Raw genomic sequence first — 24,943 nt, 5'->3', positions numbered from 1 at the left:
AGATTCGTTGAGAGATCGGCGTACCATCCCGGCGCTGGCGGCGCGGCGGCTGGCTACAGGTAGATGCCGCCGCAGACGACGGTCTCGGCCAGCTTTTCGCAATACATCACCTTCGGCTCGATCTTCTTGGTTTCCGGATTCGTGAATTTGTATTCCTGCCAGAACGTGCCCTTGCTCTTGGCCAGATCGACGCGCTCCTTGACGAAGGCCTTGCCATCGATATCCTTCAATTCGATCAAGTTCTTGCCCACCATTTTCGGGTTGGCGCCATGCGCGACGACCGTGCCGTCGAGCTTGTAGACGACCAGGTACAGGTCGTGCAGGATGAATTGCGGCGACTTGGCCGTGATCTCGCCATACGCCTTGGCGTCGCCGGCGCTCTTGATATAGGACACGCCTTTCTTGACCATGGCTTCGGCATCGGGGCGCGTGGCGCCGCCTTCGGCCGCGCTGGCGATGGATGGCAGGGTGGCGGCGGCAAGCATGAACGACAGGCAAACGGCAGGGGCGAACTTGGACATGGAAATCTCCTTCACATTGCGGCAGGGAAAGCCGGCAGAGAACCGGTACGGTGGGGGAAGTGCTGTTGATTCATAGTAGCGCGATGCCAGCACACATGCGCTGGTGCAACAAATATTTTTTTCAGACGGGCGTTTTTGCAACGCCGCGTGCAAATTGAAAAAAAGCAGTATCCAGAGGGGAAACGGTGTCACCGACTATCGATACGATAGTGTGGCATCCGCACTGCGCTACCAGCCGGATGGCTCTTCCGCAGCCGCGCGCGCCAGGTCATCGCGCCAGTCTTGCTGCACCAGGCGGTAGATATCGGCAAAGAAGGCGCGCGGGTCGGCCATGTCATCCCACCGGATCGGCAGGGCATAGGTACTCTCGGGGTCATGCTCGAGGATGACCCCGAAGTCATAACCGGGATCTTGCAGCGCCTGCGCCAGCACGGCCACCTGCGCGTGGCGGTGGCGGTAGTCCAGTTCCTTGTACTGTCCCGTGATGTCGCGCCGTATCAGCGCCGCGCGCTGGTCGGGATCGTTCATGTCCCAGGCGGCCAGTTCCACCCCCAGCGTGTGTTCGCGGTCATACACGTCGAAGGGGCCCAGAAAATGGTACAGCGTGGGTTCATACGGCACGTCCACCCAGGGGCCGCGCAGGCCTGTTGGCTTAGTTTTCGACATCATGGCTGGATTACGCGCATTCGGGCAAGGTCCAGCCTTCATAGCCCATGTCGGTTGGGTAGATGGCGCGGTTCTGGCCCCAGCGGGCATGGTCGAGGATGCCGTCTTCATGCATGTCCAGCACCCATTCCGTGCTTTCCAGCAAGGTGCCATCCTTGTGGTACACGCGGAAGAAGCTGGAAGTGCTGAGGGCGCGCACGATATTGTGCGGCACGCCGTTGCCGTAGTGCGGCACAAAGGTCTTGATCACGCACGTGCGCTGGTCGTTCCATTGCTGCGCGTACACGGTGGCGTTGCGGGCGGCCGCCACCTTGATGAACAGCCAGACTGCCAGCAAGATGAGGAACAGGAGGGCGGCGGCGATCAGGCCGGTTTTCTTGAGTAGCTGCATGAGGTCATGGCATGGCCGAAAACGAAGTTGCCGCATTGTATGTCAAGAGCGGAAATGCTTGCTGTACAGCACGTACGGCACGCATTTCCCCGCGTATGGTGGTCTATTTCGCCAATGCCGCTTGCAGCGCGTTCGCCATGTCCAGGTGATGTTGTAACGCTGGCAAGGTTTTCGTGGCAAAAGCCTTGATATCGGGATCGCTGGCTTTCTGGCTGGCATCCGTAAACAGTTTCACGGCCTCCTTGTGCGCGGCCACGCCGATGCTGGCCGCATATTCCTTGTCGAATTGCTGGCCTTCCAGGCGGCTCAGCTTGTCGATCTGCGCCTGGTGCTTCTTGCCGGGCTGGTCGCTGACCTCGATCTGCTTGCTGCTGGCCAGCTGTTTCAGCTCGTCCGCCACTTTCGCGTGATCGGCAAGCATGGCGTCGGCGAATGTCTTCACCTCGGGATTGCTGCTCTTGCTTTGCGCTACTTTGCTGGCGGCAATTTCCGTGCTGCCCGCATCGGCGGCCTTGCCGAGGAATTGCTTGTCGTACGCGCCCGGCGCGGCAGCGGCGATGCTGTTGATGGCGATGCCGCTCAAGAGCGCCACGGCGGCGCCGATGGCCACGCTTTTCAAGGAGGGCGTGCGTGAACTGGTGGTCGAAATGCGCATGGGATTCCTTTCATATCATGAGTGCATGCGTGGTTTTTTCTGCAAGCTGATGGCAATGTTAAGCCCGCAGCCTGCGCACACCCATAGGACACGTGCGATGATTCCCGTAGGACTAGTCCTGTTCGTTAGCGCACAGTTCGACTTGTTTCAGCGCAAACAAGGCGGCGATGCCCGCATCGCGGCGCCAGGCGGGCATGCCGATATCGAGCCATTCTTCCATCGCATCCAGGTGGGATGGCTCCGAGACGCTGTGTTCGAGTTCGTCGAGCACCGTGTCGCGGTCGATATACAGGCTGTCCAGCCAGGCATCGAAGGAGGGCGCCAGCTCGATGAAACCGTGGGCGCGCTTGCCCGTCCACTCCGGCAACTCCTGTACGTAGGCCAGCACGCGACCGCCGCCGTCTTCCGTCAAGTCCAGATAGACCATGGAATTGCCACCATCGCGGGCGAAGGGCAGGATGCGCGCCGGCATGTCCGTATGCTGGCGCGCGGCGCGGATCTCGCCGACCAGGGTTTCATCGCAGAAATCGCCCTCGTCGGCGCTGAAGAAGGTATTGAAACCCATTTTTTCCACGCCACCATTGCCGTCTGGCACATCCGTGGTGTAGTCGAACCAGGCGCCGTTGGCCACTTGCAAGAAAGCCAGGAAGGCGGGTGGCAACGGTGCTTCCAGCAAGGTTTCGATGGCGACGATCTGCTGCGCCGTGGGGGCAGGCTTGGCGCCCTCGAGCGCCAGATGGCGGTATTGCGTGTAATAAGTCATTGATTATCCTTGTAAGTTTCTTGCGACCGCGACGCCATCCTCGCAGCCCGTCTCCACCTTCGCCAGCGCATCGACGAGACCGGCGCGCAGCACGGCCATCGAGCGGGCCTTGTCGTCGATTTGCGCGATTTTCGTTTCCAGCATGATCCGCTTGGTGGCCGCATCGAGCGCGTTTTCCTGCCAGACGGCAATGACTTCGGCGATTTCCTTCAAGGTAAAGCCCAGCGCCTTGGCATGGCCGATCAGCTCGATCCGGCGCAAGGCTTGCGCCGAGTACTCTTTATAGTTGTTCGTCATGCCCGGCTGCGGCGCTTCGTCCAGCAGCCCCTGGCGCTCGTAGAAGCGCACCGTGTCCTTGCTGACGCCCGTCAGGCGGGTGATTTCTCCGATGCGCATAGTTTTTCTATTGACCGTGGACTAAAGACCACAGTTTACAGTGAATTTCTCTCCACTACGATTCAATTGCCATGACCGCCTTCAACTATACCAATCAAACCGTGCTGATCACGGGCGCCTCGTCCGGCATCGGCCGCGTCTTTGCGGAAACCCTGGCCGCACGCGGCGCGCATTTGCTGTTGCTGGCCCGCTCGGGCGCCGTGCTCGACAGCCTGGCCAAGGAACTTTCCCAGCGCCACGGCATCCGCGCGCACGCGCTGGTCGCCGACCTGAGCCTGCCCGCCGCCGCCCAGAATGCCCATGCACAGGCCTGCGCGCTGGGCATGCCGCCCGACGTGCTGATCAATAACGCGGGTTTCGCCACGCATGGCAGGTTCGAGAGCATCGCCCTGGCGCGGCAAGTCGATGAAGTGACCGTCAATTGCACGGCCCTGATGGAGCTGACGCACTGCGCCTTGCCGCACATGCAGGCGCAAGGACGGGGCGCCATCATCAACGTGGCGTCCACGGCGGCCCTGCAGCCCGATCCCTACATGGCGGTCTACGGCGCCAGCAAGGCTTTCGTGCTGTCGTTTTCGGAAGCGCTGTGGGCGGAAAACCGCCAGCGCGGCGTGCGCGTGCTGGCCCTGTGCCCGGGCGCTACGGAAACGGCCTTTTTCGATGTGGTAGCCGCGCCCGAAGCGGCCGTGGGCAAGCGCATGGCGCCGCAGGACGTCGTCGATGAAGCGCTGCTGGCGCTGGACCGGGGCCGCAGCAGTCACGTGGCGGGCCGTCCGAACCGGCTGCTGGCGTGGCTGCCGCGACTGCTGCCGCGCCAGACCGTGCTGGGCATCGTGGAAGGCATGCTCAAGCCGAAGGCGGCGTAGGCATCAGAACGCCATGCTGGCGAACATGGCCAGCACGGCCGTCGCCATGACGAGGGTAGCCAGCCAGCCCAGCGCCCGCAGGCGGCGCGAAATGGTGAGCGTGCCCATGATGGCGGGACGCGACGCCATCAGCATCATCAGGGCCATGATGGGCACGGAAATGACGCCATTGATGACGGCGCTCCAGTACAGGGCCTTGATGGGGTCGAGCGGCGAAAAGCACAGGGCGGCGCCGATCACGGTGGCCGTGACGATGATGCCGTAGAACTTCTTGGCGGCCCGGGGCGCCAATTCCAGGCTGTTTTTCCAGTGGAAGGCGCCCGCCATGGCGTAGGCGGCCGAGCCGGCCAGCACGGGAATGGCCAGCAAGCCCGTGCCGATGATGCCCAGGCTGAACAGGGCAAAGGCGAACTCGCCCGCGATGGGGCGCAGGGCGGAAGCGGCCTGGGCGGACGTGTCGATATGCGTGATGCCTTGCGCGCCCAGGGTCACGGCCGTAGTCAGCATGATGAAGAAGGCCACCAGGTTGGAAAAGCCCATGCCGATGGCCGTGTCCATCTTGATGCGCTGGAACTGGCGTGGCGCCTGTTCCGGCGCGCGGCGCAAGGCTTGCGCGCCGGCATCGGCCTGCAAGTCTTCCACTTCCTGGGAGGCTTGCCAAAAGAATAAATAGGGGCTGATCGTCGTGCCGAATACGGCCACGATCATGGTCACCGAGGCGGCCGACCAGCTGAACTGGGGCCAGACCGTGCGCAGCGCCACTTCGCCCCACGGAATGTGCACGGTCAGCACGGTAGCGACATAGGCCAGCAAGCCCAGAGTCAGCCATTTCAGGATGCGTACGTACTGTTGATATGGAATGAACACTTGCAGCAGCAGGGACAGCAAGCCGAAGCCCACGGCGTATAGGTGCGTGGGGCCGCCAATAATCAGCGTCAGGGCATCGCCCATGGCGGCCACGTCGGCGGCGATATTGATGACATTGGCCAGCAGCAGCAAGCCGACGATGGCGTACAGCAAGGATTTCGGATAATGGCGGCGGATATTCGTCGCCAGCCCGTGGCCGCTGACCCGGCCGATCTTGGCGCTGATGACCTGGATGCCCAGCATCAGCGGGAAGGTCAGGCAGACGGTCCACAGCATGCCGAAGCCAAACTGGGCGCCAGCCTGCGAATACGTGGCGATGCCGCTGGGGTCGTCGTCGGCCGCGCCCGTGATCAGGCCCGGCCCCAGCTTGCCCAGCCAGGTGTCGGAGGGGGCCGCTCGGCCGCTGTCAACATGCATGCGTCACTCCCGTGTGGTGAAGCGGGCAGCGTAGCACAGGCGGGCGGCGCCAAGAAGGGGTGCCGCCCGACAAACACGCGCTTCAGTAGCGCGCATCCCTGGGCTTGCCGCCCTTCGGCCAATCCTTCACCTTGTCGGGGAAGTCCGGACGCGGCATGTGCGTAAAATACTCGGCCACGTCGACGGCGTCCTGGTCGGACAGGTTGCCTTGTCCCAGCGGGAATTTCTGGCCATGGCCCATCACCATATTGGCCTTGACGAAGCCGGCCGCCGTATAGGTGCGGGCCATGCCGGCGCCGATATTGAACGAGCGCTCGCCCCACAGCGGCGGGAAAGCCACCACGCCGTTGGCGCCCTTGATGCCCTCGCCATTCGCGCCATGGCAGACGGCGCATTGCTCCGCATACACTTTTTTGCCATGCACGGGATCGGGCAGCAGGTTGCGGGCTATCTTTGCCACGCCGCGTCCCGCCACCTTGTCGTTCGCTTGCGTGGCGCCCTTCATCCAGTCGATGTAGGCGACCATGGCCTGCAGGTCGGGACCGTCCACGGGCAGCGGCTTGCCGTGCATGGAGCGGCGGAAGCAGCCGTTGATGCGCTCGCCCAAGTTAATCACCTTGCCGGCGCGCGGCGCTTCCGCCGGAAAGAAGGCGGAGATGCCGAGGAAGGGCGAACCGTTGGCCACGGTGCCGCCATTCAGGTGGCAGCTGCTGCAATTGAGGTAGTTGCCCACGTTGTGCGGCAGGCGGGCACGCGTTTCCGTCATCAGTTGCATGCCGTGAATCAATTGATTGGCATTCGGATCGGCCGTCAGGGCGGCGAAGCGGGGCGTGACGAAGCCGCCCGCGTCCGGCGCCTTGAGCTTGAGCTCCTTGCGCACTTTGGCGATCTGCGCGGGCGTGACGGGTGCGCCCTGGTTGCCCCACTTGCCGCGCACAAAGGTGAGGATTTCCGCCAGTTCCGTGTCCGACAGGCGGTCATACGACGGCATGCCGAACGAGCGGGGCGAGTGCTGCGTGACAGCCGACTGCCAGCCCGTCAGCGCGATATGGATGACGGACGTGGCATCTTTCGATTGCACCGAGTCGTTTTGCGCCAGCGGCGGGAAGATGTTTTCCACGCCACGGCCGTCGCGGCGGTGGCAGGTGGCGCAAAACTGCAGGTAGCCCAGGCCGCCGCGCGTGTTGTACAAGGCGTCGTTGCTGGCGGCCACGACGGGCGCCGTTTTCCTTGCTGGCGCTGCTGCCCCGTCCTTGGCCGGCAAGCCGTGCAGGTAATGGGCCAGCGCATCGAGGTCGCCATCCGTGAAGTATTGGGTACTGTGCGTGATGACTTCCGTCATGCTGCCGGCCGCCGTGCCGAAACTGTTGCGGCCCGTCTTGAGCAATTGCACGATGTCGCCCGGCGTCCACAGATTGCGCAAGTTCACCGCATGCCAGCCGTCAAACGTGAAACCGGACAGGTAGAGCTTGCCGCTGCCGCCATCCTGGCCCATGGTTTTTTCCTGGAAGGCCACGCCGCGCGGCGTGTGGCAGGAGCCGCAATGACCGAGACCCTGGGCGATGTAGCTGCCGCGGTTCCACATGGCCGACTTGGCGCTGTCGGGCTTGAATGGCGCGTCGTCGAGGAAGACGGCATTCCACAGCGACATGCCCCAGCGCATGCTGAACGGCCATTTCATGTCCGTTTCGCGGTTTTGCTGCGCCACGGGCGCCACGCCCCGCTGCAGGTAGGCGTACAACGCCTGCATGTCGTCGGGCGTGATCTTGGCGTAGGAAGGGTAGGGCATGGCCGGATACAGATTGTGGCCATCGGCCGCCACGCCCTTGCGCATGGCGCGGTCGAATTGCGCGAACGAGTAGCTGCCCAAGCCGGTCTTCGTATCGGGCGTGATATTCGTGCTGTAAATGGTGCCGAACGGCGTTTTCAGCTCCAGGCCGCCGGCCATGGCGGCACCGTTCGGACTGGTGTGGCAGGCCACGCAGTCGCCCAGGCGGGCGACATATTCGCCGCGCTTGATCAGTTCGGCAGACGCCGTGGGCATGTTGCTGGGCGCGGCCCAGGCGCTGGCGCAGCAAGCCAGCATGCCCAGAAGCAGTAGCCATCTGGAAAAGAAGAAGGCGCGAGGGCGGTGCGAACCGCAATGCAGGCTAGAAATGGCGTTCATGGTGACCCTTAATTATTACGCGTCAGCTTACGCATCCGTCACCACGGCGAACATTGGGAATTTCTTTCGAACAACTAGGCAATCTTCCCTAGTGTTTTACACGGGAAAATCGTGTACGGTAGCCTGCAAGCTGGCCATGATGCGCTCGCGCAGCCAGCGGTGCGCCGCGTCCAGGTGCATGCGCTCGTGCCAGACCATGGCCATTTCGTAGTCGGGCAGGGTGACGGGCGGCTCCCACGTGCGCAGCGCGCCCAGCGCATTCTTCAGCAGGCGCGACGGCAACAGGGCCACCATGTCGGAGGCGGCCAGCAACGGCGGGACGATCAGGAAATGCGGCACGGACAGCACCACCTTGCGCGTGCGCCCCAACTGCTGCAGCGCCGTATCGACGTTGCTGCGGAAACCGCCGCCGTTCGGCGAGACGACGATGAATTCCAGCGCACAAAACTGGTCAAGGTCGGGCGGTGCCTGCAGCAGCGGGTGGTCGCGCCGGCCCGCCAGCACGTAGTGCTCGGTAAACAGGGTACGGTGGCGTAAGCCAGGCGGCGCTTCTTCCTGCGCCAAAAAACCCAGGTCGACCTGGCCGCTTTCCAGCTCGTGCGCCATGCGCGCCGGCACGGCTTCGAACACCGCCATGCGCGACAACGGCGCCTGCACGCGCAGGGATGCCAGCAGGGGCAGCAGAATCGCATACTCGGTGGCACCTGCCGCCGCCAGATTCCAGCGCACTTCGGCCGTGGCCGGATCGAACGCCGATTCAGGCTGCAAGACTTGCTCCAGCTGGGCCAGTACGGCTTGCAGCGGCGCGAACAGGGCCAGCGCGCGCGCCGTGGGCAGCATGCCGCGCGGACCGGGCAAGAGCAGCGGATCGTCGAAGGCCGTGCGCAGCTTGCCCAATTGCACGCTGACGGAAGGCTGGCTCAGGTGCAGCCGCGCCGCCGCCCGCGTGACGTTGCGCTCGATCAGCAGCGCGTTCAGGGTCAGCAGCAGGTTCAAGTCCAGCTTGTGTAAATTGTTCATGGCTATACCTCGTATACCAACTATTCATTTCCACTATGATAGCGCAAGCCCTACAGTAGTTCCTGTGATTTCCACTCTTCATCTTTTACAGGAGCTAACTGATGCAACTGCATGAATATACAAGCTTTGATGGCTTGGGACTGGCCCAGCTGCTGCGCACTGGCGCCGTCTCGGCGGCCGAACTGCACGACGCCGCTCAGCGCGCCTGCGCCGCCGTCAACCCGCAGATCAATGCCGTGGTCGAGCTGTGGCCGGCCAATTTTTCCACCCTGGACCATACGGCGCCGTTTGCCGGCGTGCCGTTTCTGATCAAGGACGTGGCCATCACGATGGCGGGCCAGCGCAGCGAAGCGGGCAGCCGCCTGGGCGCCGGCCATGTCGCTACGCTCGATTCCCACCTGATGACGCAGTTCCGCGCCGCCGGGCTGACAACCTTCGGCCGCACCAGCACGCCCGAAATGGCCTTCGCCACCACCACGGAACCCGTTTTATATGGCGCCACGCGCAACCCGTGGAACGTCAGCTTGAGCGCGGGCGGCTCCAGCGGTGGCGCGGCGGCGGCCGTGGCGGCCGGCATCGTGCCGCTGGCGCATGCGACGGACGCGGCCGGTTCCATCCGCGTGCCAGCCGCATCGACAGGCCTGTTCGGCTTGAAACCGAGCCGTGGCCGGGTCTCGAATGGCCCCGCCATGGACGAAATCTTCAGCGGCCTAGGCGTGCAACTTGGCGTGAGCCGCACGGTGCGCGACAGCGCCGCCTTGCTCGACTGCGTGCAGGGCGTGATGGCAGGTGAACCGTATGTGACGCATGCGCCCAATTTTAGCTGGCTGTCGCAGGTTGATGTAGCGCCGGGCAAGTTGCGCATCGGCGTACAGCGTACCGCCAGCAATGGCGCCCGACCCGTGCCTGCTATCGATACCGCCCTGCAAGACACCGTGCGCCTGCTGGAAAGCCTGGGCCACCACGTGGAAGAAGCAGCGCCTGCGCTGGGCGTGTCGTGGCAAGCCTTCGTGCATGCGAATGCCCGCATCTGGTGCGCCAATCTGGTGCCGTGGATAGACGCCCTGGCGCGGGAAAGCGGGCGCGGCGTGTCGCTGGCGACCCTGGAAGCGGCCACCCTGGCCTGCTACCGGTACGGGCAGACGGTGTCGGCCGTCGATTTCGTCGCCGCGCTCGACGTGCGCAATACCGTCGCGCGCCACGCCGCCGCCCTGTTTCACCAGTACGACGTCTTGCTGACGCCCACCATGCCGGACGTGCCATGGCAACTGGGCCGTTATGGCAAAGACGAGGCACAGCTTGATGGGCTGGGCTGGACGGCGCGCCTGTTCGAGCACTCGCCCTACACGCCGCTGGCCAACGTGGCGGGCTTGCCGGCCATGTCCGTGCCGCTGGCCATGTCGAATGAAGGGTTGCCGATCGGCATGCAGTTCATGGCGGGCTATGCTCAGGATGGAACGCTGCTGCGCCTGGCAGCGCAGCTGGAGCGGGCGGCGCCGTGGCTTCCAAGGCGGCCGCCCGTGTGGGCGGGCAAGGAACAAACATGCCTTGCCGGTGGCTGAAACCAGCCACTATACCGGCTTGGGCCAGCGGCAAAAAGCCGGGGTCGGACCCGCCGGGTCCGACCCCAGTCCTTGCTCTTGGGTGAAAAATATCAGGTAGGCAACGTCGCCAGCGGCGCCGCACTGCGGTTTTCCACGCGAAAGCGGACTTTTTCCCACAGCCGGTCGTGGAAGGGCAGCACGATCACGTTGCAGATCGGTTCGACCACGGCCAGCAAGCCGCCGAAGGCCATGGAACCGGTGGCCCAGTACATGACGCCGAAGGCCACGCCCATGTGCAAGGCCGTCTGGCTCAGCTTTTCACCGGCCAGGGCGGCAAAGCCCACGCGGCTGGCGGCGTAGCGGCGGCGGATCGCGTGCCAGGCTTTTTCATGCCATGGCAGCAAGCCCACATTGATGATCGGTTCGATGATGGCGGCCAAGCCACCGAGCGCGAGCGACCCCGTCAGCAAGTAGGCGAGGCCGAAGGCGATCGACATGTGCGTGCAGACCTGGCTAAATGTTTTGATGGCGGTGAACAAGGGAGGCTCCTCTCTGTTGAATTCGCTTATCCTTGATTCAGATAGTAACGATTCTCATTTACAAAAGGAAGTAAAATATTTCAACTGGATCAATAGTTATTGACTATTGAAAATAGTAATATCATTGTATTTTATAAAATTGAACAATTTAGCCGTCACACAGCGCCTGCGTTCTCTATACCAAGTAAGCCAGTATTTTCTGGTGCTTGGGAGAAACAAATGACGACCCTTTTGGATGACATCCTGGCCACGCCGCAGCCGTGGTCGCAGCAACCGATTGCCGAATGGCGCGATATGTGTCCTGCGCAACATGGCGCCAGCCTCGACGATTTCGTCGTGCGCGAATGCCGGCGACGCGACGCGCACATGGACATGCGCAATGTGGTGGGCCAGACGGCCCACTATGCAGGACAATCGTGGCGCGACGCGGTGCTGGAACCGCAATACAGGCCGGGCAAGATGCGCGACGTCTTTGCCCGATATGAGCGCAACCCCGGCTATTATTTCAACGGTGAACTCGACAACGGCATCCAACTCGGCTCCATCGATGGCGAGAATTGGTATACCGATGGCGGCGGCAATCACCGCACGGTGGTGGCGAAGTTCGCCTGCGACCGCATAGCCCGCCGGACCGGGCACTATCCGCTGGTGCGCGGGGTGTCGACCAGCCACTATCAGCCGGACATGCAGGCCTGGCACCTGTTTTGCCAGCTGCGGCAACGCCACGCGGACCTGATTCAATTGTCCGTTACGCGTGAAGGTGGCGAAAGAACCGTTGTGGCAGGCGCGACGGAAATCACGTGGCACCTGCGGTTCTTCGTGCAGGATGGGCGTTTTGGCGGAATCGCGCGCGCCGAACATCTCGACGCTGCCCGCTTTTGCGCCTACGCCCGGCATGTACTGGCCCATGGCGGCAAGCCAAGCTGGCGCGACCGAGTGCTGCACCGCCTGGTCGGCGACCGGGACCGGCTGGTGTACCGGTCCCTGGCGTGAGCACGCCTATATAGATAGTGCAGGCCGGAGGAGGGGAGTCCTGCTCCGGCCTGCCCTTACGGCAGGGTCTTCAGCACATTCTTGGTCGGCACGGAGAAATTATAGTTGTCGTGGCGGTCCCAGTTGATCGACCACGTCATCACGCCGCGGAAGTCCGGATGCGCCTGCAGCGGCTTGATGGTGCCGCAATTGAGCAGGCGCGTCAGGCAATTCAGGGCGTTGCTGACGTCGGCATTCGTCGTAAAACCCGAGCCGGCCGAGCTGCGGCCCGACGGCACGCCGAAGCCCACCTGGTCCGGACGCAGGCCCGCGAAGGTGTTGCCGCCATAATTGAATCCCTCGATCAGCATGCGCGCCGTGGCCACCAGCTGGTCGGCCGAACCGGCCTTGATGGCGCCCGTGGCATACGGCGTGTAGATGTCGCCGTTGTTGTAGTACTGCGGGTGCAGCACCGTCAGCTCGCTGCGCAAGGCATTGATGATGGGAATGTAGGCGCCCCAGATGCTGCCGTAGCTCGTGTAGCCCCCTTCCACGTACACCCATTCCGGCGCCATCGACAGATAAAAGCTGCTGCCAACCTTGGTTTTCAGGTTTTTCACGGCGATCGGCAGATAGGTCTGGATGGCCGCGCCTTGCGCCACGCCATTTTCCAGGTCCAGGTCGATGCCGTCGAAGCCATACTTGGTGATGATCGCGTACAGGCTGTTCGTGAAATTTGTTGCTTCGGCCGTGTTGCCGACGGACACGGAGCCGTTTTGTCCGCCCAGCGACAGGATGACTTTCTTGCCCTTGGCCCGCTTGGCGGCCACGTCGGCGATGAACTGCGCTTCCGTGCCCGCGCCCGGATCGATGGTCAGACTGACATTGCCGCCGCCCGCGTTGTCGCCGAACGAGACGACGATCACATCCCAGTCGTCGCTGACCTGGCTGATTGGGTAGGTGGCGCCGCTGGGATTGGTGAAGTTGTGCCAGTAGCCGATCAGCGCGTGCTTCGCCAGGCCGGTGGGGGTCGGTGTCGGTGTCGGGGTCGGAGTCGGGGTAGGTGTCGGGGTAGGAGTGGGTGTCGGTGTCGGGGTGGGAGTCGGCGTAGGAGTTGGCGTAGGCGTGGGTGTCGGAGTCGGAGTCGGTGTCGGCGTGCCGCAGTCTCCCACCACCGTCCAGGGCTGGCCGCTGCCGGCACCGCCGCTGCTGGTCGCTGGATTATTGCCTTGTGTCCACCAATTGGCCGTGTAATTGACGTTGTTGTAGCTGGCCTGGCCGCCGCCGTTGTAGGCGGTGCCACTGCTCCACGGCGTGTAGCAGGCCACCGCTGTGGTCGCACCGGCCAGCAGCTGGCTCGCGCCTGCGCTGGCGCCGTCACTGCCGCCGCCGCAGGCGGCCAGGCTACCGCCGAAGAGGGTAATGATGAGGCTATTCATGACTGTCCGGTGCATCGCATCTCCTTGTGTGTTTTTATCTTGGCCGGGCGGCTGGACACCGTCCGATTTTTCAGAGTGCAAGCATTGCAGGTGGTAGTCAACTGGTTTTATTCTTTGCGCAAGATCACAATACCAGTCGCAGCCTTGTCCCATAGGATGGGCGATGCGGGCCATACCAGTGCCTGTTTGCCAGTGTGCTGGTATGGTGTACGGAAGAGCGCCGGGAGCAGGGCGGGGAAGGGCGGAGTACTCTCGCGACGGCTACGGCGCTGTTTCCTTGCGCAAATCGGCATACAGCACGCGCGACAGATCCAGCAGCATCTGCGTCAAGGCCACGGCTTCGCGCTGCATCAGCCGGTAGTCCACCTGGGTCACCGTGCCGATGCCATAGCTGAGCTGGTAGGTCGGCGCCTTGACATAATTTAGCGTGGGTAGGCGTCGCGCCGCCCGGAACGTCTGGCCTGCATCGGGCCAGGCGGCCCTCTGCGCACTGCCATCGCCGCCGGAATTGTCAGGCGGCAGCACGAACGCGGGTACCACACCGGCCTGCCTGAGCATGGCGTAGGACGCCTCCATCAAGGCAGGCGTGCGCGGTGAAAACAGGGCGGCCGGCTCGGACCTGCCCGTGAGATGCAAGTAGCCGTTGCTGTCGGGCAGCACTTCCAGCGCGCCCAGTTGCCCGATGCCGAGCATCGCGGCCATGCGCTGCGTCAAGCCATCGTCCTTGTGACGATCCATAAATTGCGCGATGCCCGCGCCGCCCGCGAGATGACCGCCCGTCAGCAGCAGCATGACGCTGCGCGGCAAGCTGTCCTGCGGCAGGCGCGCCAGGTACTGAGCCATGTCGACGATGGCGTTCGGTCCATTGTTTTCCAGCCCGTTCGTGCCATCCGTGTAGCTAGCCAGCACCATCAATTCATCCGACTTGCCGGGGATGATGCCGACCAGGTTGCGCGTCTGCACCTGCCGCACGGTGGCCGCCATGGTCAGCCGCAAGACAGGCGCCGTGTCTGCCAGCACGCGGTCGCGCAGGCGCTGGCCACGGCCGCGGTCGATAAACACGCCGGGCAGCTGGCGCACCACGCCGTCGCAGGGTGCATACAGGCCGTCCGCCGCCAAGGACGGCGTATCCAGAATGACGATCACGCCCGCCGCACCGGCCGCCTGCAGGCTGTCCAGCAGCGAAATGAACGGCCCCAGCATCTGGAACGGGCGCGCATACGGCGTGTCCGGCCCCATGGCGTGCTCAGGGTCGTGGACGTGCACGGCCGTCTGGCGGAAAACCTGGCCCGTCCACGCCACTTCAGGCATCTCGACGAGCACCAGCTTGCCCGCCAGGCTGGCATCGGGCCTGGTATTGGGCGCCAGGTAGGCGATGCGTCCCGAAATGCCGGACAGCGGCGTGACGCCCGAATACGGAATATAGCCAGCCGAAGTCAGCACGCCGGGCCGCTCGCCATCGAGCACTTCCAAGCCCCAGTGTTCCGCCTCCACCGACCATTGCCGCAAGCTGACCGGTTCAAAGCGCAGTTGTTTGACACCGGCGCGTGCCAGGCGTTCATGCAACACGTCGATATACGCTTCATGCCGGAGCGATCCCGTGGCGCGCAACAGGCGCTCGTCCAGGTCATATTGCCAGTCCACCAGTTGCTTCCTGGACAGGAATTGCGTGGCGTCGACCGTCACGGCAGCGTTTGCAGGCAGGGCGCGCGCAGGCCATGGGCCGGGCTTGCTGGCACAGGCGGACAAGGCGGTCGCGATGGCCAGCGCGGCGCCCGCGCGCAACAGAGCGCGCGAAATATCTTGAGACTTTGCCTTCATAATCGGCTGCAAACCCTTGATTTTATTATTGTGTTTCACCGAAAAAATCGTCGAAGAAGTCAAGGCATGCCCGGCAAAAGAGATAAGGCGGGCAATCTTACACGAGCACGTCCCGGCACACACATTGTTATTGATTTGCAATGCAATCGTGCGCAACGTGGACGATGGCGGCGGCAAGCCGCAACGCGGCGCGCTGCCTTGCGGCCCGGGCGCAAACATGAAACAAGCCGTCCGGAAGCGATTGCTGGTGCGGCAACCACTGTGCTGTGCCATCAACGCGCCGCGTCCGTTGAGCCATGCCTGGCCACCAATGCCTGGTCAAATCCATCGAAATTGTCCACATGGACAGCCTGGCCACGGCGCCAGCCAAATACGCCGGCGTACGGTAGCCGTGGCAGATCGCGGCCAAAGTTGCGCGGCCAGAAGATTAGCCGCACGGACGCGCCAGACCTGCGGCCAGGCACTGCACACACCAGCGCTGCGGCGTGGCAGGCCAGCAGGCACGCAGAACCGCCAGCATTGCACCGGGAGACAGGCACGCAGCGCAGCGCGCGGCAGCAAACTCCAGAAATCCTGCTTGCCAGCCTGGAGCCGGTCAGCGCATCGAAGCGCAAAGGGACTGCGCGAGAACCCATGACGAAAAAGTCAGGGCCCCAGGCGGCGCGCAAAGGGCTAAAATCGCATTTGCGATTGTACAAGTTGCAAAAAGGGGCATTTGACGAATTCATCCATAACTTCGCATAATTTATATTATGTCAAATATAGGATCGAAGTGGAAGACACTTTTTTGTAATCGTAAGTGCATCCACCACCAATTTAGCTAGTTGCCGCATATGCATCAATGTGCCGTAAAACACAACTGCAGTTCTCTTCTAAACACCGCAAGATGACAAGATTTCAATCATCATAGTCCGAATCGAACTTGGGTTGCACATCCCCTACATCCACAGTACAGTCCCCACCAGAAACGCCAAAATCTATACTCCATTCCTCCATTGGATCATCTAAAAGTTGTCCCTTGCAGATTAAAAAAACTTCAACATCCACTTCAACACTCCTTTGAACCTCAACTGACCCCACATTAAATTCATCATGATCAATGGTATCGTATTGATAAAATTCAACATTTACATCTAGAGAAACTTCGACAGAAATATTGAGTTCAACAGTACAAAGGGACGGGTCATGTTCTACAAACCATAAACCGACTTCGTCATGATTAAAATGACTATCTTCAACATTTACCGCATTAACCTCGCCTTCAACCCTTAGGTTGTAACTACTATAGATGTCCCCCATTCTCCAAGAGGCATTCCCTAAATGCCGAGCAATAACGTTTTCAAGTTGAGAATAAACATCGCTCGTCTTGTCGAGAAGGGAATTTTTTACTTTTTCTTTTACTTTATCTGCGCTTTCACTTTTCGATTCAAACAGGGCAACAAATTCCTCAAGCGATCTTACGCAGTAAAGAAAATCAGATTGGTTGGAAAAATTCAACCAACCGCTATCCTTCGAAATTATTATGCCATGACTATTTTTTTCTCTCGCAAAATCCTCCAAAATCAATAACGCGGCTGCATCTGGAAATTCTGACTTTTTCTCTTTTCGCGATTCAAAAGGAGCCTGTAAAGAAAAATACTTATCGAACATCCTTCTTGCTAAGTCTGCCCCATCAAGTTTAAGCACCACTCCATCTAGTCTTTTTACAAATTCCGCGAATTCATTTTCAAATTTTTCACGTAAAACATCTTCCAACTTTGCCTCTTTTATCTCTCTCTCGGATACTTTTAATTCATGACTGCACAACCTTTTAACCTTATTCAGCGCAGAACCAAGATCATTAAGAGCCTGACTAATCGGTTCCATTCTGTGATTCATTACTTCGCGCTGTACAACCTCGGTTAGACATATGGCAATCCATTTCGGACGTTGAAGATGCAACGCTAATAATGCACCGTCCTCGAACTTATATCCCAGCGACTGGATGATGTCAGTATCAATTGAGAAAAATTTTACTTTCCTATGTTCGATTAGTTCTGAAGCAGTTGGTAATCCTTTCGGCATTTCAAAGTCCTTTTATATGGGCGTAGTGGTTTTTTTTATTAAATCTGAGCTATAGGGTATACCAGAACTGTAAAAATTAGCTATTAAAATCGCCGCGCTTGGCACGCTCACAAAAACCATGGCATCGAACGTCGTCCTTAAAACACCGCTCACAGACACGTAAACGTAGGCAGTAGCGAGCCTGCTGCACAGCCCATTTTGGCACTCCAAGCATATACATAAAGTCCCCAAGCACCCTAGTGCGGTTTACTGCTCGCCAATTTGTCCGCCTAGAATTCCGAATAATCCAGTACTGATTGCGGAACTCATTCTCAATTTTCTCAAGTATCCGCAGTGAATTATAATCAAAATTTGCCATAGGACGTCCCTCCTCCTCATCAATCTAGGTGGAGTAACTGTCAGAACGGACAATCGTCCACCACCTGTGGCAGCCCCGGAGCGGTCGCCAGGTAGACGACGCCGAGATTGTTGTTGCACCAGGTCTGCAGGCCGTCCATGCAATGACCTGATAGGGCCTGGAATGCGACCTGCGCAGCGCGCAGCATGTTTGTACAAAACGGCACCCGCCATACGTCCACTTCCGGCACCACGATGCCCCTGGAGCGGAAATAGCGTTTCTGGTCAAGCGCCCTGCACTGCATTTCCTTGCCGCAGTATTTCGCTATATAGCTGGCGATCTTGTGCGCCCCGGCCACGCCGAAACCGAAACGGTGCGGGTCACGGACGTGGACCTGTCCCATTTGTTCACCGTTCGGGCCGCGCCCCAGGATGCTTTGCCAGATGGAGCGTAGCAGTGCATACATTTGCCGCCCTGCGACGGCAACATGAAAATGCAAGGCGCCACGGGCCTGTTCCTCAATGACCGCTACATAATGAAATTGTTTATGCTTACCAAGTTTTCGACAAAACGCCTTCCAGTGTTTTAATGCAAGTTCACGGTCCAGCATGTTTTCTCGGTAGGTCAACGTCACCATGCGATCAGCGTCGATTTGCTTGCAGCAAAGACGCAATCTGGAAATACGCGGAGTCTGGCCGTGTAAGTATCGTTACCGCTATTCTTGATACCTCTGTCGACCGGCCACACGACAGAGCGAGTAAACAACTCCCTTTTATTTCAAATGATACAAACATGCTACAAAGCTGTTCAATAGTTTCGCGGATTCCTGTCGTTTACCTATGCATGGCATGAACAACAAAGTTCTGCCGCACCAACAGGAGAGATCGTATGGCAGGAATATCAGCAGTCAGCGGCGGTACGGGATTTATCCCTACGCAAAGCAAAAAAGACGTCACCAGCGCGGCGAGTGCCGCAGAGCAAAAGAGCGCCGCGCCGGTCAGCGAGCCGCCGCAGGGTGCCAATGCGGAAGTCGCTGGCGCGACGGCCAGTAAGGCGCCGAACGGCGCGGCAGCGTTGTCGAACACGCTGCAGAGCCAATACGACGCCTCGCGCGTAGACACGTCGGCCGTCGATGGACGCGCCGCCAAGACTGAGACCGGCAGCGCCGACACGGCCGAAGCTGGCGGTACCGAACAGGCCGGCGCGGCCGACGCGTCGGCCGTCAGCAATGACGCCAGCCTCACCGCCACGGCGAGTTCCAGCGAGACTTACGAAGCCGAAGACAAGAACGAAAACGGCGAAGTCACCGAGCAGGAGCGCGCGGACTACAAGGAAACCAACGCCTATCTCAACAAGCATCCCGAAGCCGCTGCCAACGCAAAAGTCAAGGTCGCGGTCGATGCCTACGTGAATGGCGCGGCATCCTTCGCCGAACCACCACGGTCCGCCATTGCGACACAGGCCTGATACTACAATAGCGGGTATCAGTTAAACTGCTCCCGCTTTCCGTTTCGTTCCTGTTTCAAGTAGACCATGCCAACAACTGCCGAAGTGCTCATCGTCGACGATGATCCCGATATCTGTACCCTGCTAGTCGCCTATCTGGGTGATTTCGGCATCCGCGCCCAAGCGGTCCATGACGGCACCGCGATGCGCGCGTCTCTTGCCCGGCAGCGCTTCGACATCATCATCCTGGATTTGATGTTGCCGGGTGAAGATGGACTGTCTCTGTGTCACAGCATCCGCTTCCTGTCTGATATTCCCATACTCATGCTCACGGCGCGGGGCGAACGCGGCGACAAGGTGGCCGGACTGGAGGCTGGCGCCGACGATTACGTGATTAAACCGTTCGACCCGCGCGAGCTGGTGGCGCGACTGCACACCATCTTGCGGCGCATTCGTGGCCGCGGCGTGGGAGCGCCGACGCTAGAGCGCAGGCCGCCGCCGGCCAACGACATCTGCTTCGGTGGCTGGCGGCTGAACCGCGCCACTCGCGAACTGACCTCGCCCGCGCAGTTGCTGATCCCCCTGTCCTACGGTGAATTCCGGCTGTTGTCTGCGTTCATCGAGAAGCCGCAAAGTGTCCTCAGTCGTAGCTATCTGTTGAGTGCGGCACGCGGGCGCAGCATGGAGGCGTACGACCGAACCATCGACTTGCTGGTGTCCCGGCTGCGCCAGAAACTAGACACCGACAGCACGGCCAAGCCGCTGTTGCGCACCATCCGCGGCGAGGGTTATCTGCTCGACGTGGCATTCGAAGCATGAGGTTCAAGTTCGTAGACACGCTGTTCTCTCGCCTGTTCGCCTTGGCAGTGGGCGCCATCGTGGCTAGCCACGCCATCGCCTTTGGCCTTTTTTTCATGCTCTATCACGACGCGGCTCGCTGCCACCCGCAGCCGCCGGTGGGCGGCGTGGTCATTGGAGTCGTCACGGAGTTGTTGGCACTGGCCACGGCCGCCTGGCTGGGTGCGCGCAGCATCGCGCGTCCGATCCAGCAATTGGCGGTCGCCGCAGTTGAGCTCGGCAACGACGTGAACCGCTCGGCCCTGCCGGAAAGCGGCCCTGTCGAGGCGCAGTTGGCGGCGCGCGCTTTCAACCGCATGCAAGCCGATCTGCGCCAGCAACTGGCTGCCCGCGGCCACTTTCTCGCCGCCGTTTCGCACGACCTGCGCACCCCGCTGACGCGCATACGGCTGCGCGTCGAACAGTTGGCCGAGCCCGATGTGCGCGCCCAACTGCACGCCGATGCCACCGAGATGGCCGCCATGCTCGACGCCACACTGGAGTATCTGCGCGGCGAAGCGGCCGTTGAGGCCCCGGCCATGCTCGATGTGCAAGCCCTGGTGAGTTCAATGGTTGAAGATTATCAGGAGCAGGGACACGCCATCGAATGCACAGGCGTAGTCGCGCCCATTCTGGCGCAGCCGATCGCGTTGCGGCGCGCCCTGGCCAATTTGATGGAAAATGCGCTGCGTTACGGCGGAATGACGAAGGTTGAGTGCGCCATGCACCCATCCGGACTGTCCATCACGATCCACGACCAGGGTCCAGGCATTCCGGCCGCCGAACTGACCGCCGTCATGCAGCCGTTCTACCGCCTGGAGTCGTCGCGTAACAAAGCCAGTGGTGGCGTGGGCCTCGGATTATCCATCGCGTGCGAAGCCATTGAGAGACAAGGCGGCACGCTCACCTTATACAACGCCCCCGAAGGCGGCCTGGTCGCCACAGTGCTGTTGCGACCGAACAAATGTTGAGCGGCGCCAGCCTGATCCAGGCGCTGTTCTTTGTCACCAGGATACGGCGTCCGGGCAAGTGCCGAGAATTGAGTCTTGTCTATCGTGAATGCAGACGCTCGGCAACCGCGAAGATCCCCATGCCCGCGAGCATGGCGATGAAGAAAACGAGCGGCTTGGCCCCTCCTGACGCCAGCGACGCCACGGCCGGACCGGGGCAATAACCAGCCAGTCCCCAACCGGCACCAAATGCCAGGCCGCCAAAGACCAGGCGCCGGTCGATTTGCCTCGATGTCGGCAAGCGCATCGCATCGCCCAACAGGCTGCGCTCCCTGCGCGATGCAAAACGGAATGCCACGATGCCAACGCCTATCGCGCCACACATGACAAGGCCCAGCGACGGATTCCAATGCCCCGCCACGTCGAGGAAACCAAGCACTTTCGATGGATCCGTCATGCCCGATACGATCAGTCCGATGCCAAAGACCAGCCCCACAAGTCCCGCCAGTATATTTTTCATGACGAGTGCCTTAAGCGATGAGGTGTCGGACGACAAAAACAGTGGCGAAGCCGGCAAGCATGAAGGCGACTGTCGCCACCAGCGAACGCGGCGACATGCGCGACAAACCGCAGACGCCATGTCCGCTGGTGCAGCCTGAACCATAGCGCGTCCCCACGCCAACCAGGAGGCCGGCAATGATCAAGGTGGGGAAATCGGCGTCCATCCGTACTTCGGGCAGCGTCAGCACTGCGCCATACACCAAAGGTGCGCCAATCAGGCCGGCAAGGAAAGCGACGCGCCAGGCAATATCGCCTTTCGGCCATTCCAGCAAGCCTCCCAGTATCCCGCTGATGCCGGCAATACGGCCGTTAAACAGGACGAACACTGCAGCCGACAAGCCGATCAGCATCCCTCCTGCCAATGAGGCCCATGGCGTAAAATTATTCCAGTCTATCTGCACGCGACTTCTCCAATTCTGATGTGCTATTCATCCTGTGCCAACTCGACGCGCCTCAGGCCGGGACCGAGAATTCCTCGAATGCCGCCAGCGCATTGGCGCAATACATCGCCGACGGCCCGCCGCCCATGTAGATGGCCATGCCCAGCGTTTCTTCAAATTCGGCCCGGGTGGCGCCCAGCTTGACCAGGGCCTGCACATGAAAGCCGATGCAGGCATCGCAATGGGCCGCGATGCCCAGGGCCAGCGCGATGAACTCCTTGGTTTTCTTGTCCAGCGCACCATCGCGCGTTGCCGCGCGCGCCAGATCGCCAAAGCCTTTCATCACGTCGGGAATATCCGCGCGCAGGGTCGCCAGTTGCTGCGACACCGACTGCGTCAAGGCGCGGTAGCTGCCAGCTTGCATGCTCATGTTGTCGCCTCCGTTGCCTGCCTCATTTTTTCACCGCACAGGTACGAATGCCAAACGGCAGATACGCGGGACAGAAGCGGAAAATGCCTGTCGCCAGGGGAATCACGCCCAGCCAGCCCCAGGCGCCGATGGCACCGGCCAGGGTGGCCACGATCAGGCCCAACCCCAGCAGTATCCGAATGGCACGATCAATATTGCCGACGTTCGCGTTCATGGTCTTGCTCCTCAATGGTTAATCTGCTTAAGCGTTGCGATGACAACACGCGACACACACCCAGGTTTCAGGTACGCGTCATGCTGCTATCGAAGCATATTTCATGCCAACGTTACACCATGTGAGGATAGGATAGAAAACAGGGACTTAGGGCGATGTGGCAGGCAGCCGCGCGCTGCCAGCCGACGGGTGGCACTGCCACACTGGCAGCATGGCAGTGCTGCAAGGCCTAGGCGATGCCCAGCGCTTTCAGGCGGCGGTACAAGGTGCGCTCGCTGAGGCCCAGGTGCGCCGCGAGTTCCTTGCGCGTGCCGCCGAAGGTGGCATGCAGCTCGGCCAGCGGGATGCTGTCGCCGCGCACCGGCGTGGCTGGCGCGGCCCCCTGCTCCACCGGCGCCGCCAGCAGTTGCTCGACGCGGATCACGCCATCATCGGCGAACAGGCTGGCCCTGTCCAGCACGTTGCGCAGTTCGCGGATATTGCCCGGCCATGGGCGTTGCTGCAGCTGCGCCAAGGCTTCGGCATCTATCGTCAGCGTGCGCTTGCCCGCGCCCGCGCGGCGCAGGAATGACTGCACCAGCAACGCGATGTCGTCGGGCCGCGCGCGCAGCGGCGGCAAGGCGATGGGAAAGGCACTGATGCGGTAATACAAGTCCTGTCGGAACTCGCCGCGCGCCATCATCTGCTCCAGCGATTTGTGGGTCGCGGCGACCAGGCGGAAATTGGCGTGCTGGGTCTCGACGCTGCCCACGCGCCGGTAAGTGCCCGACTCGATCAGGCGCAGCAGCTTGACTTGCATGGAAAGGGGCACGTCGCCTATTTCGTCGAGAAACAAGGTGCCGCCTTGTGCCGTATCGACCAGCCCCGGCTTGCGCGAGGTCGCGCCCGTGAAAGCGCCCTTTTCGTGTCCGAACAATTCGCTTTCAAACAGCGTTTCGGTCAGTCCGGAGCAATCGACCACGACGAACGGTCCTGTGGCCCGTGCGCTGTTTTCGTGTACGGCACGCGCAAACAGTTCCTTGCCCGTACCTGACTCGCCCAGCAGCAGCACTGGCAGCATCGACGGCGCGACCCGCTGCAATGCCTCCAGCACCCGGGTAAATGGGGCGGAGCGGCCCACCAGTCCCTCCTCGCTGGGCTTGGCCGAAGCGCTGCGCACCACTTCCAGCCGCTCGACATACGCGGTAATGGTGCCGCCGGCATCGAAAATGGGACGCAGTTCGACGGCGACGTGCTCAGGGCCCCGCGGCGTATGGTGGATGTGCAGCACGCGGTCGGGTCCGCGCAGTTCCTGCGCCTTCTTCATGGGGCAATGCTCACCGGCCTGGTCGCAAGGGGCATCGTAATGATGCGAGATGCGGTAGCACTTGTGGCCGGTCACGGGCTCGCCGATGCTGCCGAATTGCCGCTGGTAGGCGACATTCGCGGCCAGAATCGTGTAATCGGGATCGAGCACGATCATCGGCTGGACCTCGTGTTCGAGAAACGAGATCAGCGATTGCACCATGGGCGCGCTGGGGGATGGCTCGATGCGGGTGACCGGTGGCGTTGGCATGCTGGCTCCTTGTTGTGCAGCCATACTGTCGCAGGACTGCCAATGCGTCAAGTGGCACTGCCAGTGGCAGCGCCAAACAGGGGTAGCGCATGTTTACCTCTGGCATGAAAACGCCTGGAATCAGGCATTGGGGAGAGGTATGTAGCCCAAGCTCGTACTGGCACAGGTCTTGCATTACCAGTTAGACCTCATGCACGCCAGGCTTGCACACCCAGGAGATAGACGCATCATGACCAACACATCACCGCAAATAGAAGGTTTCTTCGACCCCGCCACCAGCACCGTCAGCTATCTGGTGCTCGATCCGGCCACGCGCCGCTGCGCCTTGATCGACAGCGTGCTCGACTATGATCCGAAGTCGGGCCACACCAGCACCGCCTCGGCCGACCGCCTGCTGGCGCGCGTCGCGGCCCTGGACGCCAGGGTCGAATGGCTACTGGAAACCCATGTGCATGCGGATCATTTGACCGCCGCTCCCTACCTGCAGGAAAAACTGGGCGGCAAGATCGGCATCGGCCAGCATATCGCTACGGTGCAGCAGGTATTCGGCAAGCTGTTCAACGCCGGCGACGACATGGCGCGCGACGGCAGCCAGTTTGACCATCTGTTTGCCGATGGCGAGCTGTTTTCCATCGGCGCGCTGCAATGCCGCGCCCTGCACACGCCCGGCCACACCCCCGCCTGCATGAGCTACGTCGTCAGCGACGCTACCCGCGGCGCCGCCTTTGTCGGCGACACGCTGTTCATGCCCGACTATGGCACGGCACGCTGCGACTTTCCCGGCGGCGATGCACGCACCCTGTTCCACTCCATCAACAAAGTACTGAGCTTGCCGGAAGATACCTTGCTCTACATGTGCCACGACTACCAGCCGGGCGGCCGCGAAGTGCGCTATGTCAGCACCGTCGGCGAGGAGCGCACCAGCAATATCCATGTGCGCAACGGCATCAGCGAAGAAGAGTTTGTTGCCATGCGCACCAGGCGCGATGCGTCGCTGGAAATGCCGACCCTGATTCTGCCATCGGTGCAAGTCAATATGCGCGCCGGGCACTTTCCCGAGCCAGAGGCGAACGGCATACGCTATCTGAAAATACCGCTCAACGCGGTCTGACAACACACAGCACA

General features: G+C 61.3%; 26 protein-coding genes. 7 read left to right on the top strand and 19 right to left on the bottom strand.

Annotated elements, in window-relative coordinates; all coding sequences use genetic code 11:
• Positions 1-53: 53 nt before the first annotated feature.
• From C8C92_RS14845 to C8C92_RS14820, 6 genes are all read right to left on the bottom strand, one after another.
• A complete protein-coding gene (locus tag C8C92_RS14845) occupies positions 54-521 on the bottom strand; it encodes a cache domain-containing protein (RefSeq protein WP_099763826.1) in 468 nt (155 codons plus the stop codon).
• A gap of 228 nt (positions 522-749) precedes the next feature.
• Complete coding sequence (locus C8C92_RS14840) at positions 750-1,190, bottom strand: hypothetical protein (protein WP_116744392.1); 441 nt, start codon at positions 1,188-1,190, stop codon at positions 750-752.
• 7 nt (positions 1,191-1,197) lie between these two features.
• Positions 1,198-1,578, bottom strand: coding sequence for a hypothetical protein (locus tag C8C92_RS14835; protein ID WP_116744391.1), 381 nt, complete (start codon positions 1,576-1,578; stop codon positions 1,198-1,200).
• A 103-nt stretch (positions 1,579-1,681) separates the two neighbouring features.
• On the bottom strand, positions 1,682-2,233 hold the full coding sequence (locus C8C92_RS14830; protein WP_116744390.1) for a DUF4142 domain-containing protein: 552 nt from the start codon (positions 2,231-2,233) through the stop codon (positions 1,682-1,684).
• Between the two features lie 112 nt (positions 2,234-2,345).
• A complete protein-coding gene (locus C8C92_RS14825) occupies positions 2,346-2,996 on the bottom strand; it encodes an SMI1/KNR4 family protein (protein ID WP_116744389.1) in 651 nt (216 codons plus the stop codon).
• A gap of 3 nt (positions 2,997-2,999) precedes the next feature.
• Positions 3,000-3,392: a MerR family transcriptional regulator gene (locus C8C92_RS14820; RefSeq protein WP_099763831.1), complete on the bottom strand. Its 393-nt coding sequence runs from the start codon at positions 3,390-3,392 to the stop codon at positions 3,000-3,002.
• A 71-nt stretch (positions 3,393-3,463) separates the two neighbouring features.
• Here C8C92_RS14820 and C8C92_RS14815 point away from each other — a divergent pair, with 71 nt between their 5' ends.
• Positions 3,464-4,258: an SDR family oxidoreductase gene (locus C8C92_RS14815; protein ID WP_116744388.1), complete on the top strand. Its 795-nt coding sequence runs from the start codon at positions 3,464-3,466 to the stop codon at positions 4,256-4,258.
• A gap of 3 nt (positions 4,259-4,261) precedes the next feature.
• On the opposite strand, the gene C8C92_RS14810 is transcribed toward C8C92_RS14815, so the two are convergent.
• The 3 genes from C8C92_RS14810 to C8C92_RS14800 form a co-directional block, all read right to left on the bottom strand.
• The gene (locus tag C8C92_RS14810; protein WP_116744387.1) at positions 4,262-5,542 is read right to left on the bottom strand and encodes a divalent metal cation transporter; all 1,281 of its coding nucleotides are present in this window, start codon (positions 5,540-5,542) and stop codon (positions 4,262-4,264) included.
• Positions 5,543-5,624: 82 nt separating this feature from the next.
• Positions 5,625-7,586, bottom strand: coding sequence for a c-type cytochrome (locus C8C92_RS14805; RefSeq protein WP_243420412.1), 1,962 nt, complete (start codon positions 7,584-7,586; stop codon positions 5,625-5,627).
• A gap of 219 nt (positions 7,587-7,805) precedes the next feature.
• The gene (locus C8C92_RS14800) at positions 7,806-8,729 is read right to left on the bottom strand and encodes a LysR family transcriptional regulator (RefSeq protein WP_116744385.1); all 924 of its coding nucleotides are present in this window, start codon (positions 8,727-8,729) and stop codon (positions 7,806-7,808) included.
• 101 nt (positions 8,730-8,830) lie between these two features.
• Between C8C92_RS14800 and C8C92_RS14795 the strand changes: the two genes are divergently transcribed.
• Positions 8,831-10,291, top strand: a complete 1,461-nt coding sequence (locus C8C92_RS14795) for an amidase (protein WP_116744384.1) — start codon at positions 8,831-8,833, stop codon at positions 10,289-10,291.
• A 92-nt stretch (positions 10,292-10,383) separates the two neighbouring features.
• Here C8C92_RS14795 and C8C92_RS14790 read toward each other — a convergent pair whose 3' ends face one another.
• Entirely contained in the window at positions 10,384-10,812 is a 429-nt protein-coding gene (locus C8C92_RS14790) for a DUF2061 domain-containing protein (protein WP_116744383.1), read from the bottom strand.
• A gap of 219 nt (positions 10,813-11,031) precedes the next feature.
• On the opposite strand from C8C92_RS14790, the gene C8C92_RS14785 reads away from it, so the two are divergent.
• On the top strand, positions 11,032-11,805 hold the full coding sequence (locus C8C92_RS14785) for a hypothetical protein (protein WP_116744382.1): 774 nt from the start codon (positions 11,032-11,034) through the stop codon (positions 11,803-11,805).
• Between the two features lie 56 nt (positions 11,806-11,861).
• On the opposite strand, the gene C8C92_RS14780 is transcribed toward C8C92_RS14785, so the two are convergent.
• From C8C92_RS14780 to C8C92_RS14765, 4 genes are all read right to left on the bottom strand, one after another.
• Entirely contained in the window at positions 11,862-13,223 is a 1,362-nt protein-coding gene (locus C8C92_RS14780) for a glycosyl hydrolase family 18 protein (RefSeq protein ID WP_243420219.1), read from the bottom strand.
• Positions 13,224-13,484: 261 nt separating this feature from the next.
• On the bottom strand, positions 13,485-15,044 hold the full coding sequence (locus tag C8C92_RS14775; protein WP_116745972.1) for a PA domain-containing protein: 1,560 nt from the start codon (positions 15,042-15,044) through the stop codon (positions 13,485-13,487).
• Between the two features lie 897 nt (positions 15,045-15,941).
• Positions 15,942-17,108, bottom strand: coding sequence for a PIN domain-containing protein (locus C8C92_RS27240; protein ID WP_133250759.1), 1,167 nt, complete (start codon positions 17,106-17,108; stop codon positions 15,942-15,944).
• A 398-nt stretch (positions 17,109-17,506) separates the two neighbouring features.
• Positions 17,507-18,055, bottom strand: a complete 549-nt coding sequence (locus tag C8C92_RS14765; protein WP_165829450.1) for a hypothetical protein — start codon at positions 18,053-18,055, stop codon at positions 17,507-17,509.
• A gap of 278 nt (positions 18,056-18,333) precedes the next feature.
• Between C8C92_RS14765 and C8C92_RS14760 the strand changes: the two genes are divergently transcribed.
• The 3 genes from C8C92_RS14760 to C8C92_RS14750 all read left to right on the top strand — a co-directional run bounded on the left by C8C92_RS14760 (position 18,334) and on the right by C8C92_RS14750 (position 20,699).
• Positions 18,334-18,912, top strand: a complete 579-nt coding sequence (locus C8C92_RS14760) for a hypothetical protein (RefSeq protein ID WP_116744379.1) — start codon at positions 18,334-18,336, stop codon at positions 18,910-18,912.
• Positions 18,913-18,978: 66 nt separating this feature from the next.
• A complete protein-coding gene (locus C8C92_RS14755; RefSeq protein ID WP_116744378.1) occupies positions 18,979-19,710 on the top strand; it encodes a response regulator in 732 nt (243 codons plus the stop codon).
• On the top strand, positions 19,707-20,699 hold the full coding sequence (locus tag C8C92_RS14750) for an ATP-binding protein (RefSeq protein WP_116744377.1): 993 nt from the start codon (positions 19,707-19,709) through the stop codon (positions 20,697-20,699). The genes C8C92_RS14755 and C8C92_RS14750 overlap by 4 nt, the downstream gene beginning before the upstream one ends.
• A gap of 79 nt (positions 20,700-20,778) precedes the next feature.
• On the opposite strand, the gene C8C92_RS14745 is transcribed toward C8C92_RS14750, so the two are convergent.
• The 5 genes from C8C92_RS14745 to C8C92_RS14725 form a co-directional block, all read right to left on the bottom strand.
• Positions 20,779-21,198: a DUF6691 family protein gene (locus C8C92_RS14745; protein WP_099763843.1), complete on the bottom strand. Its 420-nt coding sequence runs from the start codon at positions 21,196-21,198 to the stop codon at positions 20,779-20,781.
• A gap of 10 nt (positions 21,199-21,208) precedes the next feature.
• Positions 21,209-21,640 (bottom strand): YeeE/YedE family protein, encoded by a 432-nt coding sequence (locus tag C8C92_RS14740; RefSeq protein WP_207781007.1) that lies wholly within the window; start codon positions 21,638-21,640, stop codon positions 21,209-21,211.
• Between the two features lie 52 nt (positions 21,641-21,692).
• Positions 21,693-22,043 carry a carboxymuconolactone decarboxylase family protein gene (locus C8C92_RS14735; protein WP_207781087.1) on the bottom strand — a complete coding sequence of 117 codons (351 nt, stop codon included), beginning with the start codon at positions 22,041-22,043 and terminating at the stop codon, positions 21,693-21,695.
• 28 nt (positions 22,044-22,071) lie between these two features.
• Complete coding sequence (locus C8C92_RS14730) at positions 22,072-22,263, bottom strand: DUF2892 domain-containing protein (RefSeq protein WP_071077404.1); 192 nt, start codon at positions 22,261-22,263, stop codon at positions 22,072-22,074.
• 229 nt (positions 22,264-22,492) lie between these two features.
• Entirely contained in the window at positions 22,493-23,818 is a 1,326-nt protein-coding gene (locus C8C92_RS14725; protein WP_116744374.1) for a sigma 54-interacting transcriptional regulator, read from the bottom strand.
• A 229-nt stretch (positions 23,819-24,047) separates the two neighbouring features.
• On the opposite strand from C8C92_RS14725, the gene C8C92_RS14720 reads away from it, so the two are divergent.
• Complete coding sequence (locus C8C92_RS14720; RefSeq protein ID WP_116744373.1) at positions 24,048-24,929, top strand: MBL fold metallo-hydrolase; 882 nt, start codon at positions 24,048-24,050, stop codon at positions 24,927-24,929.
• Positions 24,930-24,943: the final 14 nt, after the last annotated feature.

The organism is Janthinobacterium sp. 78 (assembly GCF_003096775.1).
In the GTDB taxonomy this organism is placed as follows: Bacteria; Pseudomonadota; Gammaproteobacteria; order Burkholderiales; family Burkholderiaceae_D; genus Janthinobacterium; species Janthinobacterium tructae.
This window is presented reverse-complemented; position numbering and strand designations above follow the sequence as displayed.

Excerpts from the sequence above, each read along its gene's own strand:
- C8C92_RS14845 (WP_099763826.1), bottom strand. The coding sequence starts at position 521 with ATGTCCAAGTTCGCCCCTGCCGTTTGCCTGTCGTTCATGCTTGCCGCC.
- C8C92_RS14840 (WP_116744392.1), bottom strand. The coding sequence starts at position 1,190 with ATGATGTCGAAAACTAAGCCAACAGGCCTGCGCGGCCCCTGGGTGGAC.
- C8C92_RS14835 (WP_116744391.1), bottom strand. The coding sequence starts at position 1,578 with ATGCAGCTACTCAAGAAAACCGGCCTGATCGCCGCCGCCCTCCTGTTC.
- C8C92_RS14830 (WP_116744390.1), bottom strand. The coding sequence starts at position 2,233 with ATGCGCATTTCGACCACCAGTTCACGCACGCCCTCCTTGAAAAGCGTG.
- C8C92_RS14825 (WP_116744389.1), bottom strand. The coding sequence starts at position 2,996 with ATGACTTATTACACGCAATACCGCCATCTGGCGCTCGAGGGCGCCAAG.
- C8C92_RS14820 (WP_099763831.1), bottom strand. The coding sequence starts at position 3,392 with ATGCGCATCGGAGAAATCACCCGCCTGACGGGCGTCAGCAAGGACACG.
- C8C92_RS14815 (WP_116744388.1), top strand. The coding sequence starts at position 3,464 with ATGACCGCCTTCAACTATACCAATCAAACCGTGCTGATCACGGGCGCC.
- C8C92_RS14810 (WP_116744387.1), bottom strand. The coding sequence starts at position 5,542 with ATGCATGTTGACAGCGGCCGAGCGGCCCCCTCCGACACCTGGCTGGGC.
- C8C92_RS14805 (WP_243420412.1), bottom strand. The coding sequence starts at position 7,586 with ATGCCCACGGCGTCTGCCGAACTGATCAAGCGCGGCGAATATGTCGCC.
- C8C92_RS14800 (WP_116744385.1), bottom strand. The coding sequence starts at position 8,729 with ATGAACAATTTACACAAGCTGGACTTGAACCTGCTGCTGACCCTGAAC.
- C8C92_RS14795 (WP_116744384.1), top strand. The coding sequence starts at position 8,831 with ATGCAACTGCATGAATATACAAGCTTTGATGGCTTGGGACTGGCCCAG.
- C8C92_RS14785 (WP_116744382.1), top strand. The coding sequence starts at position 11,032 with ATGACGACCCTTTTGGATGACATCCTGGCCACGCCGCAGCCGTGGTCG.
- C8C92_RS14780 (WP_243420219.1), bottom strand. The coding sequence starts at position 13,223 with ATGAATAGCCTCATCATTACCCTCTTCGGCGGTAGCCTGGCCGCCTGC.
- C8C92_RS14775 (WP_116745972.1), bottom strand. The coding sequence starts at position 15,044 with ATGAAGGCAAAGTCTCAAGATATTTCGCGCGCTCTGTTGCGCGCGGGC.
- C8C92_RS27240 (WP_133250759.1), bottom strand. The coding sequence starts at position 17,108 with ATGCCGAAAGGATTACCAACTGCTTCAGAACTAATCGAACATAGGAAA.
- C8C92_RS14765 (WP_165829450.1), bottom strand. The coding sequence starts at position 18,055 with ATGCTGGACCGTGAACTTGCATTAAAACACTGGAAGGCGTTTTGTCGA.
- C8C92_RS14760 (WP_116744379.1), top strand. The coding sequence starts at position 18,334 with ATGGCAGGAATATCAGCAGTCAGCGGCGGTACGGGATTTATCCCTACG.
- C8C92_RS14755 (WP_116744378.1), top strand. The coding sequence starts at position 18,979 with ATGCCAACAACTGCCGAAGTGCTCATCGTCGACGATGATCCCGATATC.
- C8C92_RS14750 (WP_116744377.1), top strand. The coding sequence starts at position 19,707 with ATGAGGTTCAAGTTCGTAGACACGCTGTTCTCTCGCCTGTTCGCCTTG.
- C8C92_RS14745 (WP_099763843.1), bottom strand. The coding sequence starts at position 21,198 with ATGAAAAATATACTGGCGGGACTTGTGGGGCTGGTCTTTGGCATCGGA.
- C8C92_RS14735 (WP_207781087.1), bottom strand. The coding sequence starts at position 22,043 with ATGCAAGCTGGCAGCTACCGCGCCTTGACGCAGTCGGTGTCGCAGCAA.
- C8C92_RS14730 (WP_071077404.1), bottom strand. The coding sequence starts at position 22,263 with ATGAACGCGAACGTCGGCAATATTGATCGTGCCATTCGGATACTGCTG.
- C8C92_RS14725 (WP_116744374.1), bottom strand. The coding sequence starts at position 23,818 with ATGCCAACGCCACCGGTCACCCGCATCGAGCCATCCCCCAGCGCGCCC.
- C8C92_RS14720 (WP_116744373.1), top strand. The coding sequence starts at position 24,048 with ATGACCAACACATCACCGCAAATAGAAGGTTTCTTCGACCCCGCCACC.